Below are 11,125 nucleotides of genomic sequence, written 5' to 3'. Positions count from 1 at the left end.
TCGTCCCTCCGCTCATGCGACCGAAGCCTGCACTTCCGCAATGGAAGCCAGATGCATGATGTTTTCTTCCGTCATTTTGTCGCCTGTGACCTGCCCGCTGATGCGCCCTTCACGCACAACCAGCACACGGTCGCAGACACCAATCAGTTCGGGCAATTCCGAAGAAATCACGACGATCCCCACGCCCTCATTCGCGAGGTCACGCAGAATGCGGTGGATTTCAGACTTTGCGCCAACGTCGACACCGCGGGTCGGTTCATCCAGAAAGATCAGACGCGGGTTGACCGAAAGCATCTTGGCGAGCGCCACTTTTTGCTGATTTCCGCCCGAAAGCGAGGACACCGGGTCGCTCAACGATCCGCATTTCAGGTTCAGCTTGCGCCCGAGCGCTTCGGCCTGGGCCGTTTCTGCGGCGGGCTGGATCAGGCCAAGTCCGTTGGCAACCTGTTCAAGCTTCAGGGCCGAGACGTTGGCGGCGATTGGCAATTCAAGGAAAACCCCATCGCCTTTGCGGTCCTCGGACAGGTACACCATCCCCTTGGCGATACTGTCCTGATAGTTGCGCAACCTGAGTTCTTCGCCATTCAGCCAAACCTGTCCGGACGCATCCCCTTCCAGCTTGCAGATTGCCTTTGCGATCTCGCTGCGGCCTGCACCGATAAGTCCTGCAATGCCCAGGATTTCACCCTTGTTCAGGGTGAACGATATATCGCGGAACCGCGTCGCCTCGGTAAGGTTGCGCACGTCCAGGATCACCTCGTCTGACGGGGTGCCTTGTTTCTTGGGGTACAGGTCATCGATCACCCGTCCGACCATTGCATTCACCACGTCACCGGGCTGTATGTCGGCCACATTCCGCGTGACGATGTGCTGGCCATCCCGGAACACCGAAACCCGGTCGCAGTTGTCAAAGATCTCGACCATTCGATGCGAGATATAGATGATGGAAATCCCCTGATCCGCCAGATTGCGCATGATCCCGAACAGGGTCCGAGCCTCGGATTCCGTGAGTGCGGCTGTGGGCTCGTCAAGGATCAGAATGCGGCAATCCAGCGTCAGGGCCTTTGCAATCTCGACCAGTTGCTGGTTGGAGATCGAAAGGTTCTTAACCAGAACCGAAGGATCGATGTCGCTGAGTTGGCGGAACACATCGACCGCATCACGCTCCAGTTTTTTGTAATCCATCAGCCATGACCGGCTGATATTGGTTTTGGCCATGAAGATGTTCTCGGCCACCGACACATCCGGGCACAGAGCGATTTCCTGATGGACAAAGCCGATACCCAGTTGCTGCGCCATCGTGGGTGACGAGATTTTGACCGGCTTGCCATCGAGAACGATCTGGCCGCTGTCCGGTTGCAAAATCCCGTCAATCACGTTCATCAGTGTCGATTTTCCTGCACCGTTTTCCCCTGCTATCGCGTGGATTTCTCCTTTGCGGAGTTCAAAGTCGATCCCGCGCAGTGCTTTGACCGGGCCAAAAGACTTGCTGAGGTTCGATATCCGAAGGATCACATCGTCTTGCATTGCACCACCTGTTCGGGTGTCTCTTTTTTGGTTGATGTCCTGAACCGCCCGCGAACTGATTTGGAACTGCGCGGGCGGTTCGTCGGGGAGTTCTCGGATCAGGCCGGATCGCGGCCTTCCATGTAGACGTTCAGGTCAAAGCTGTCCGCGTTGTCCTTGGTGATGACTGCAAAGCCATTGTCCACGAACGGTATCTGAACCGGGTTGAAACCGCTGGTCCGCCAATCGTTGAACGGATCGAAAATGTCCGACCGGTTTGCCAGATGCACCGCCATGAAGCCCATGAAGCCCTGTACACCCTGGTTTGGGTTCAGCGACATATGGATGTTGCCCGCTCGGATGTGTTCCAACGTGGTGGGCGTCACATCCGCGTGCATGATCAGAAGGTCCGAGCCGGCTTCCAGTTTCGCCGCAACAGCACCTTCGGCAGAACCCGCTTCGGGAATCCAGATCGCCGCCACATTCGGATTGGCCTGAATGATCGAGGCTGTCGCGCGATAGGCCGCATTGCTGTCCTGGTTCGTGGCCTGACGTCCGACCAGTTTCATGTTCGGATAATTGTCTTGCATGTATGCAATCAGCGACGTGACGCGCAGATCGTGGTTTGACTGTCCCGGATTCTCGAGAACCGCGTATTCGGCGCTGTCACCTACTTGCTTGACGATCTCTTCTGCCGCGAACTTCGCCTCGGCATGGTTGTCCGAGGTGATATAGCCGGTGCGCTTTGAGCTTGGACTGTCGGCGGCAAAGGTGACGATCTCGGTGCCATTGTCGACAGCGCGATTGATCGGCTCGATAAATGGATCGGACTGCATCGGGTGCAACAGAACACCTGCAGGCTGCTTCACCAGATCCTGCTCGAACGAGGCGATCTGCTTGGTGATGTCGTAATCCGGCGTGCCTGAGAACACGGTTTTGCAACCAAACGCCTCGGCAGCCTGTTTGAAGCCCTGGTATACCGGCACCCAATAGGGATGACCCGAGACCATCACGTTCATGATGTATGTCTCATCGGGTTCGCACATGATGCTTTCGGCCTGCGCTGGCGCGGCAGAAGCCCCGGCAACCGCCAACGCGGCGGACGCAATAATACTGTTTGCCTTCTTGATGTTCATTGGTTTCCTCCCTGCAGAATGCTCCTGCGACTGCGGCGCATTGTTCGTTCAGCACCAACTGTGCAAGAAATTTCTATATGTGATGTTTATTGCACACTCCCTGTCTAAGGGTGATGCACCGGTGGCGTCAATAATTTTTGACAAAAATTTTTGTCCTTGAAATTTATTTCGTCACCATACTCTGGATGGCTATCTTTGAAAGGGAACGTAGCGTACCGGACTTCAGTAATTCTCCGCCACTGAAGCGGTCTGCCCGTATTGTTGGAAACGGAGGGTCAAATATGGGTATCAAGCGGCACACACCGGAAGAGATCGTCGGGAAACTACGGCAGGTTGAGGTGCTATGCGGTCAAGGGATGCGACGTGTAGATGCCATTCGCCAAGTGCAAATAACCAAGCAGAAGGACTATCGCTGGCGGAAGTAATATGGCGGTATGGGAACTGACCAACTGAAGGAACTAAAGCGCCTTCAGAAGGAAAATGAGCGTCTGTGCCAGGCAGTGTCCGATCCGACGCTGGATAAATTGAACCTTTCGGAGGCCGAGCGGGCAAACTACTAAGCCCTTAGCGTCGTCGTGCCTGCATTGAACATGTGCGAAGTCAGTTCCACAACTCAGAGCGTGGGCCTGTCGAGGGTTTCGTAAAAACCGTTCGACGCAGCGCACGGTTCCAAGAGGCCGTGCCGTTTAAGACCGGCTGGCTGCCGACATGATCGAACTCACCCGACAATAAGACCGCCACGGTTGTCGCCGGATTGCGGCTTCGCTGAAAGATGCCGGCAGCGGAGTGAACGACAATCGTGTCGAATGTCTATTTGATGACCGACGCCTGATCCACGCGCCTGATTGATACGGGGTGCACGCGCTCAATAATTGACAAACAGTTGTAACAAAACAGATCATCGTCGAGATCTCGTCAACTTCAAAGAAGACCGATGCGACTGTTTTATATCCTACTTGTACCCGTCTTCGTTGTTGTTTTGGTTATTCTTCTTATCAGTAGCCTTGTTCCGCCCGAGAACATTCGGCTTGCCACTGGGCCAAAAGACGGCGGGTATTGGCGGATTGGCCTCGAGTATCAGTCCAAGCTTGCCAGGGACGACATATCGTTAGAGCTGGTGGAAACTGCTGGTTCCGTCGAGAACATTCAAAGGCTCATTGACGGAGATGTGGACGTTGCCTTTGTGCAGGGCGGCATTCCTCTTCCCAGAGGAGAGAATCTAGAGTCACTCGGGGCTCTCTTCCCTGAACCGCTGGTGATTTTCAGACGTTCCGCCGCGCAAGTTGGCCGATATCCCGGAGATTGGCGCGGGATTCGTTTGGCTGCTGGACAAGTCGGATCAGGCACACGTGCCGCAGCACTGGCACTCATAGAAGCCGCGGGCCTTCAGGACTCGGGCATCGAATTGCAGGAAATTGGCGGATTCGAGGCCATAGACGCGTTGCGTGCTGGCGAGGCGGATGCAGCCTTGTTTGTGTCGCCTCTGGATGCGCCATACCTGACAGAGGCCATAGTCGACCCCAAGCTGGATCTGATCCAAATGGCCTTGATCGACGCCCTGTCTTTCAGATTTGTCAGCGGCCATTCCGTTGTTGTTCCAGCCGGGTCAACCTCTTTGGCCCCGCCGCGACCCGCGCATGATGTCAAAATACTGACTTTGACTGCATCGATGATCGCGACAAACGAGCTGCACCCGGCTGTTGTCGACAGGCTTGTTCATAGCGCAAACAAAATCCACGCAGACCGAACCGTTCTGCGAGCGGCCAAGGAGTTTCCAAACACCAATTCCCCTCCGGCCCCAATTAATGACGTCGCTTGGCACATGATCAACTCTGGGCCCAACATTCTTCACGATATCTTTCCATTTTGGGTTGCGGCCCAGTTTGGTCGGGTGTTGCTTTTTCTCTTGCCGATTTTATTCCTTGCGCCGCTGCTGCGTCTCGTTCCGGCCCTTTACATCTGGTTCCAAAACCGAAGAGTTTGGCGACACTATCAACACATTGCATCGCTGGAAGCAGAAATCGACGACGCTGCGACGGCCGAGGAGATTGAAGCTGTAGCGAAGAAACTCGATGACGTATCTGCGACACTCGCGAATTTGAACTTGCCACTCGCTTACCGGCAGAAGGCCTACGACGCGCGGCTGCACATCGAGCTTATTGCTCAGGAAATCGAACGCCACCGCGCCAATAGGCAACAAGAGCCCTAGTTTTTGTCGTAGTGAACTATCTCGTTTCGCTCCCCGACGTCCGGAGGAAGAACTGCTGGTCGGGTGCACCTCGTGGTTGGGTTGTAAAGTTGCACCGTCAAACGCGCCTCGAACAAAAGCCGGTTCGCCCGCAATTCGGATGTAGGACCTGTTCAAACCTATGTCCGGTTTCCGTATAGCGGTCAGTGGGACGTCAAGGCAGAGGTTTCCGCAGTGCTGACTGGAATTGAGCGTCCGGTTTCAGCCGCTTCTTGGGCATCAGACAGAAGCGCTCAGACGACCGCGTTGAACTCAATCCAAACCCAATAGACGTGGAGGAATTCTGAGGAACGCATGTATTGAGTATCTGTCTAGGTGACTCATTTGGGGTCTGGTATTAATACTTCTGTGCAGTTTGCACGCGCAAACCGATTTCTCGGTTCCTGACCTTTAGGGAGGAAAAAATGTACGCATTCAACAATCGTTTGATGATCGTCTTTGCCAGCTTTTTGTTTGTCTTTGCCTTTGCGAATACGGCATCCGCTAAATTCACGGCAGAAGACGCTGCAAAGCTCGACGCTGAAGCAGACGCAACTTTAGCCCAGTTCAAAGCCGATGCAAAAGGTGCCGACGAGGTGCTGGCGAGTGCCAAGGGTGTTTTGGTTTGTCCGAGCATCACCAAAGCCGGCCTTGGTTTTGGCGCCGAAGGCGGTCGATGTGTGCTGGTCACCGGAGCCAATGAAAAGCTGTACTACAACACCTTCGGCGTAAAGGGAGGGTTCATCGCCGGAATACAGTCTCATTCCATGATTTTGGCGCTGAATACAGACGACGCGTTGGCAAAGTTCACCAGCAATGACCGCGAGTGGGAATTGGGTGTGGATGCATCAGTGGCCGTCGCCAAAGTCGGCGCTGGAGGCGACTTGGATACCACTAACCTCAAAAGCGATATTGTATCCTTCATTTTTGGCCAAAAGGGTTTGATGGCCGATGTGAGCTGGAAAGGGTCTCGTTTCAAAAAAATCGAAATCGAACAATAATTCGGAACGTAATAAACGAAGTTTCGCGGAACCCAAAATAAATCTGAGTTCCGCGAAAACTTGTTGGTGCCGAGCATTCAAAAACTGGGAGGTCGGGTTCGATTCTTCGCAAGGACATCAGGGGCTTTCTCAGAGCCACACTTGACGGCTGCAACGTGTCTCGTCCAAGGAAGTGTCTTCAGACTGCCCGTTCAAGCCATTCCAGCGTCTTCCGGGCTGTCTGGGGCCATGTTTCGTCGAACTGTAGGTAGTGACAAGCCCTCTCTGCGACCAGAAAATCTGCAGTTTCATATAGGGAAGCCATGTTCCTTGCCGTGCTTGTCGCAACTGCCTTGTCTTCGGTTCCCGAAACAAATAGCAAAGGACAGGTTACCTTTTCAGGATCGATCAGGGTCGTCTGGCGCGCATCGAACATCCAGAAGACAAGTTCAAACAGCACGCGACCGGACTCGGTGCCAAGACGTGCGTGAATGTCGCGCTGTAGATCGTCCGGCAGTGTATTCAGACCGTATTTTGAAAGAAGATCTAAGTCCTGTCCAAGCGCGTGTTCCCAGAAAGCACCGGACGAAATGAAAAGTTTCCCCAGATCACGTTCTCCGTCAGTCGTTGCCAAAACACCGTTCATCACGCTGCTGTTCAGAAGAACGCCAGCTTTCACCGCGCGTTCAGCCGCCAACAGTTGTGCAACGACGCCGCCAAGGGAGTGACCTACGACAACCGGAGCCTCGCCGATTTCTTTGATGAACTGCCTCGCGTCATCTACGTAATCCGCGATACTCAACCCGACCAGTTTGTTATCGCGCTCTGGACCGGTTGGAAGGTCATGATAGCGGTAGGTCATGCTGTGGCAGGCATATCCCGATGCCTCATAGGACGTACGAACATTCTCCATCGTCCACGCGGCCGCGTTTGTACCTGTCAATAGAAGTACCGGAGGCCTGTCTTTTTTCGGCATTCAATATCTCCACGGATGACTTTTAGAAGACGGACGCAATGCCGTCGGATGGCCCATTTAGATTTTGCCAGATCTAATTTGGCGGCAAGGTGCCTTGATCCTTTACGTTTGCAAGGCGGACCCAGGGCAAGTTTAACCGAACAACCGCTGTGCGGACAAAGCCGTTTTGTCATCAGCTTGGGCGGCTTTTTCGGGAAGCCCGCGATGTTTGAGGGTAGCGCCCTGGGAGGCTTGAAGGCTTGGGCTGTGCTATCATTTCAAGAACCGGGTCCTCCCCGAGACTCGAATTCCTTCACCAGGCGTGGCGCTTATGATTGAATGAAGCAATGACCTTGCTCCCATGTCCTCGCCCTGCACGATTTCGATCTCGCCGTCATGAGGCCAGCCGATATCCCGAAGGTACCCCGACAGCGCAGCGGCGGCGGCCCCTGTCGCAGGATCTTCGAACACGCCACCGATTGCGAATGCATTGCGGCTGTGAAAACGGCGCGGCGTTTCCGACCAAATAAGGTTGATCGTGGTCAGATCATACTGCCGCATCAACCGCGCCCCCTCGGCCAAATCATAAGACATCTTTGCAAGCGTGCGCCTGTCTCGAAGCGCAATTAGCAAATGGTTGTTTCCCGCGTTGGCGAGCGCGGAAGGAAGGGCGGGGTCAAGATCAGTCTCTTTGAGATCGAATAGACAAAGCGCAGCCTTCACTAGGGCCGGATCCGCCGCGGCGCTACGGGTGGCGGGCGATGTCAGAGTGGTGCTTCCGTCAGCATTTGTTTCGACGGTTATGCGGCCCGCGTTCATGTTGAGCTGTATCAAGCCCTGCCCATTGTGCTCGGCCAGCACGCTACCCAGTGCAATCGTGGCATGCCCGCAAAAAGCCACCTCTTCTTCCGGGGAGAAGAACCGCACCCGCCAACCGTCATTCTGAGGTGCGGCAAATACAGTTTCAGAATAACCGATTTCCTTTGCAAGACGTTGCATCTCGGACTCGGAGGGAAGCGATTCTCCGACCACGACACCCGCGGGATTGCCACCTTCGGAGCCATCGGAGAAGGCCGCAACACGGAAAACATGCTGGTTCGTTTTATCTTTCATGATCTTGGTCCTTTTCTGCCGTTGCAGCCTTGGAACAGTCAGCCAGAAGCCGCGAAGCCAATTCTGCTCGTGCGCATTGAAACCCCGGCGTAGTGACACGCCAGGGCCGGTTACGGTCATTCATTGATGCGTGCGAGGAAATCTTGCATCTCGACGGCAATGACATCGCCATATTCCTCGAGAGCGAAGTGCCCTGTATCAAGCAGATGGAACTCCACGTCATCTAGATCAGCCTTGTAGGGGTGGGCACCTTCAGCCGGGAAGATGTGGTCGTTCTTTCCCCATACAATCAGCGCCGGAGGCTGATGCTCTCTGAACAGGGCCTGCCACTTTGGGTATTCCGCGACGTTGGCACCGTAGTCCAAGAACATCTCAAGCTGGATTTCTTGGTTTCCTGGGCGGTCAAGCAGATACTGGACGTGCCAGAAGTTGTCGGGATTTACCGTCGAGACGTCGCCAACACCATGGGTAAATTGCCATTTGGTAGCATCAAGGGTCAGGAAGCCGCGCAATGCATCGCCGTTCTCGGCGCTTGGGTCGGCCCAATATGTCTTGATTGGGTCCCAGAACTCCCGCAATCCCTCTTCGTAAGCATTGCCGTTCTGAATGATAAAGCCGGTAACACGTTCGGGGTGTTCGGCAAACATCCGGTAGCCGATGGGCGCGCCGTAATCCATCAGATAGACGGCGTAGCTATCGACCCCTTTTGCGTCGATCAAACGCGTGACTGTGTTTGCTGCATTGGCAAAGCTATAGTCATAGCTTTCGGCGGAAGGCATGTCCGATGCACCGAAGCCAAGATAGTCTGGAGCAACCACGTGGTACTCTTCGGCCAAGATTGGGATCAGTTCGCGGAACATGTGCGATGAAGTGGGAAAGCCGTGAAGAAGCAGGACTGTAGGGTTCGAGGGGTCTCCGGCCTCGCGATATGCAATGGTGTGCCCGTCGATATCCATCGACTTCATGTTGACGGCAAATGGGCTTTCAGCCGCGATAGCATTGTTGGGCAGGGCCGCTGGCAAAAGTGTTGTAGCAGCAAGAAGCGCCGCAAGTGCGGGAGGGTGCAACCGTTGTGTCATTGATCAGTTCCTTTCAGGGTTTGGTTGGAGAGCCGGGTGCTTTGAAGGCACGCATGGCAATGGATTCGGCCCTCAGGGCCTCGTTTTCACGGCGCAACGCCGCAATCTCTTCATGTGCCTCATCAACCGTGAGGCGACGCGGTATGTGGCTGGGGCAATTCCAGTCGAAGGCCTCAACGGTGATAAGGACTGCGCGCTCGGGACGCGCCGGATAGGATTGGTCGTGAAACTGACCCAGAACTTCGGGATTGTCGGCGCCTTCAATCAGGCGAGCACGTCCCCAGATTTTCAGTCGGCGGCGGTTGGGGTAGTCCATTAGGATCATCGATAACCGATCGTTGCCCGATAGGTTCCCGGTGCTGATGTACTGTCGGTTTCCGAGGAAGTCGGCGTAGCCGAGCGTTTGTGATGACAGCACCTTCAGAAAGCCGGTCGGGCCGCCGCGGAATTGGACGTATGGCCACCCAGTTTGGGACACCGAAGCCTGATAAAACCCGTCTCGTTCGGCGATGAAGCGGACCTCTTGGGGGCCGAGCTCATCGGGGTATGCCACGTCGTTGGCCAAGAATTTGCTGTATGTCTCCGCCGAACCCATTCGCGACTGCTGAAAGCGGACAGCGGGTGTAAAGGCGATGGTCGCGAAGGCTCGTGCCATAGCGTTTTCCTTTCGGACGTTAGTTAGTTTTTTTAAGTGATCCGCCCGAGTGGGCCGTTTGTAGTGCCAAATTTGTGAGCCCCTGGGCGGTTTGACAAACGACTATATCTATCGCAGGATTAGAAAAACTTAGCCAAAGATATGATCCGGAAAAACTATCCCCTCAACGCGCTTCGCGCCTTTGAAGCCGCCGCACGCCATCTCAGTTTTGTCGCAGCAGCCGAAGAGTTGTCAGTGACGCCGGCCGCGATCAGTCACCAGATTAAGAAATTGGAAGGGTTTCTCGGTGTTTCTCTTTTTCGACGGCGAGCGCGAGGCCTGGTCCTTGTCGAGGCGGGGCAGCTCTTGGCCAAGGAGCTGCAAACAGTGTTTGCAAACCTCGATCAGGCGATGGAGCATGTGGCAGAAGCGGACAAGGGGGGCTCGTTGGCGTTGACCGTGGCGCCTACATTTGCCGCCATGTGGTTGATCCCAAGGCTGCAGAAATTCTATTCTCAGCATCCCGATATCGACGTGCGGATTTCGACGAGCCTTGGTCTTGTCGATTTCCAGCGCGACGATTTTGACGCCGCCATTCGGCTTGGGCATGGAGAATGGCCCGGTCTTGAAGCCATCAAGCTTTTTGATGAATCCGTGATCCCGATGTGCAGCCCGCGCCTGCTGGAAGGGCCAAATGCGATCAGAACGCCGTCTGATCTGAGGAAACATGTTCTGCTGCACAATCATTCAATGGACTTTGATCCCAACGCGCCAACTTGGCAGACTTGGCTGGACACCAGCGGTACGCAAGACGTGGACGCCACGCGTGGGATGCATTTCAGCCTTCCGGATCATGGGCTACAAGCCGCCATCGATGGCGCTGGCGTTGTTCTGGGTTGGCGGTTTCTTTCTGCAAAAGATGTCCAGGCCGGGCGCGTGGTTGAACTTTTTGATCTGGCAATTCCTCTCGGGTCCACATTTCACCTTGTTTATCCAGAGGCGCATTCTCGACGTCCAAATATTGCCGCGCTTCGCGATTGGATGTTGCGAGAGCTCAAAGACCCCGAAATGGAAAGCGTAAGTTCGAGCAGATCTTAGAGCTTCCTTTTGTTGCGAATGGCTGGGATGCAGGCGACGAGGGCAGTATTGCGAGAACGCGGCAAATGTCAGTCTTCCGCCGTTCCTAACCACTACTGCGCAATTCAGCTTAGTCGCCTTTGGCCAAATGCTAACCAATGGCAAGATCGAGACTTACTTAACACCAGATTAACCAAGACTAACCGCCTCTAACACATCGACGTGCGCGCTGTAGCGCGAAAACACGCAAAGGGTCGCATTGGCAACTCCCAGTGTCTCCTGGAAAACGGAGACGTCGGTATCATGGTGGCTTGTCTGCCGGGGCAGCATCGTTCGACACTACGGTATCAGCCACGTGCAAGGGAAGACGAAGTTCGTCTCGTAGCTGACAAGAACGCACTGTCGCGGCAATACGGCA

The 11,125-nt window shown here is 54.8% G+C and carries 9 protein-coding genes and 2 pseudogenes; 5 read left to right on the top strand and 6 right to left on the bottom strand.

Annotated elements, in window-relative coordinates; genetic code table 11:
• Positions 1-12: 12 nt before the first annotated feature.
• Positions 13-1,527 carry a sugar ABC transporter ATP-binding protein gene (locus tag AC2FIR_RS21330; protein WP_496747513.1) on the bottom strand — a complete coding sequence of 505 codons (1,515 nt, stop codon included), beginning with the start codon at positions 1,525-1,527 and terminating at the stop codon, positions 13-15.
• 98 nt (positions 1,528-1,625) lie between these two features.
• Positions 1,626-2,642, bottom strand: coding sequence for a substrate-binding domain-containing protein (locus AC2FIR_RS21325; RefSeq protein WP_496747515.1), 1,017 nt, complete (start codon positions 2,640-2,642; stop codon positions 1,626-1,628).
• A gap of 281 nt (positions 2,643-2,923) precedes the next feature.
• Here AC2FIR_RS21325 and AC2FIR_RS21320 point away from each other — a divergent pair.
• The 3 genes and pseudogenes from AC2FIR_RS21320 to AC2FIR_RS21310 all read left to right on the top strand — a co-directional run.
• Positions 2,924-3,458, top strand: a pseudogene (locus AC2FIR_RS21320) (transposase); the annotation flags it as partial.
• 118 nt (positions 3,459-3,576) lie between these two features.
• Entirely contained in the window at positions 3,577-4,851 is a 1,275-nt protein-coding gene (locus AC2FIR_RS21315; protein ID WP_496747517.1) for a TAXI family TRAP transporter solute-binding subunit, read from the top strand.
• Positions 4,852-5,294: 443 nt separating this feature from the next.
• A complete protein-coding gene (locus tag AC2FIR_RS21310; RefSeq protein ID WP_496747519.1) occupies positions 5,295-5,870 on the top strand; it encodes a lipid-binding SYLF domain-containing protein in 576 nt (191 codons plus the stop codon).
• A 178-nt stretch (positions 5,871-6,048) separates the two neighbouring features.
• Here AC2FIR_RS21310 and AC2FIR_RS21305 read toward each other — a convergent pair whose 3' ends face one another.
• The 4 genes from AC2FIR_RS21305 to AC2FIR_RS21290 form a co-directional block, all read right to left on the bottom strand.
• Complete coding sequence (locus AC2FIR_RS21305; protein ID WP_496747521.1) at positions 6,049-6,825, bottom strand: alpha/beta hydrolase; 777 nt, start codon at positions 6,823-6,825, stop codon at positions 6,049-6,051.
• A gap of 252 nt (positions 6,826-7,077) precedes the next feature.
• Positions 7,078-7,917 carry a PhzF family phenazine biosynthesis protein gene (locus tag AC2FIR_RS21300; protein WP_480912439.1) on the bottom strand — a complete coding sequence of 280 codons (840 nt, stop codon included), beginning with the start codon at positions 7,915-7,917 and terminating at the stop codon, positions 7,078-7,080.
• 116 nt (positions 7,918-8,033) lie between these two features.
• Positions 8,034-8,996: an alpha/beta fold hydrolase gene (locus AC2FIR_RS21295; protein ID WP_321250110.1), complete on the bottom strand. Its 963-nt coding sequence runs from the start codon at positions 8,994-8,996 to the stop codon at positions 8,034-8,036.
• Positions 8,997-9,009: 13 nt separating this feature from the next.
• The gene (locus tag AC2FIR_RS21290) at positions 9,010-9,651 is read right to left on the bottom strand and encodes a pyridoxamine 5'-phosphate oxidase family protein (RefSeq protein WP_496747524.1); all 642 of its coding nucleotides are present in this window, start codon (positions 9,649-9,651) and stop codon (positions 9,010-9,012) included.
• Between the two features lie 141 nt (positions 9,652-9,792).
• On the opposite strand from AC2FIR_RS21290, the gene gcvA reads away from it, so the two are divergent.
• Both gcvA and AC2FIR_RS21280 read left to right on the top strand, forming a co-directional pair.
• Positions 9,793-10,728 (top strand): transcriptional regulator GcvA, encoded by a 936-nt coding sequence (gene gcvA, locus AC2FIR_RS21285; protein WP_170612474.1) that lies wholly within the window; start codon positions 9,793-9,795, stop codon positions 10,726-10,728.
• 221 nt (positions 10,729-10,949) lie between these two features.
• A pseudogene (locus AC2FIR_RS21280) lies at positions 10,950-11,096 on the top strand (hypothetical protein); the annotation flags it as partial.
• Between the last annotated feature and the right edge of the window lie 29 nt (positions 11,097-11,125).

Source organism: Ruegeria sp. CDSB136, assembly GCF_059610965.1.
Note: the sequence above shows the minus strand (reverse complement) of the source record. Positions and strands in the feature narration are given on the sequence as shown.

Coding starts and splice junctions, on each gene's coding strand:
- AC2FIR_RS21305 (WP_496747521.1), bottom strand. CDS start 6,825: ATGCCGAAAAAAGACAGGCCTCCGGTACTTCTATTGACAGGTACAAAC.
- gcvA (WP_170612474.1), top strand. CDS start 9,793: ATGATCCGGAAAAACTATCCCCTCAACGCGCTTCGCGCCTTTGAAGCC.
- AC2FIR_RS21295 (WP_321250110.1), bottom strand. CDS start 8,996: ATGACACAACGGTTGCACCCTCCCGCACTTGCGGCGCTTCTTGCTGCT.
- AC2FIR_RS21290 (WP_496747524.1), bottom strand. CDS start 9,651: ATGGCACGAGCCTTCGCGACCATCGCCTTTACACCCGCTGTCCGCTTT.
- AC2FIR_RS21300 (WP_480912439.1), bottom strand. CDS start 7,917: ATGAAAGATAAAACGAACCAGCATGTTTTCCGTGTTGCGGCCTTCTCC.
- AC2FIR_RS21310 (WP_496747519.1), top strand. CDS start 5,295: ATGTACGCATTCAACAATCGTTTGATGATCGTCTTTGCCAGCTTTTTG.
- AC2FIR_RS21315 (WP_496747517.1), top strand. CDS start 3,577: ATGCGACTGTTTTATATCCTACTTGTACCCGTCTTCGTTGTTGTTTTG.
- AC2FIR_RS21325 (WP_496747515.1), bottom strand. CDS start 2,642: ATGAACATCAAGAAGGCAAACAGTATTATTGCGTCCGCCGCGTTGGCG.
- AC2FIR_RS21330 (WP_496747513.1), bottom strand. CDS start 1,527: ATGCAAGACGATGTGATCCTTCGGATATCGAACCTCAGCAAGTCTTTT.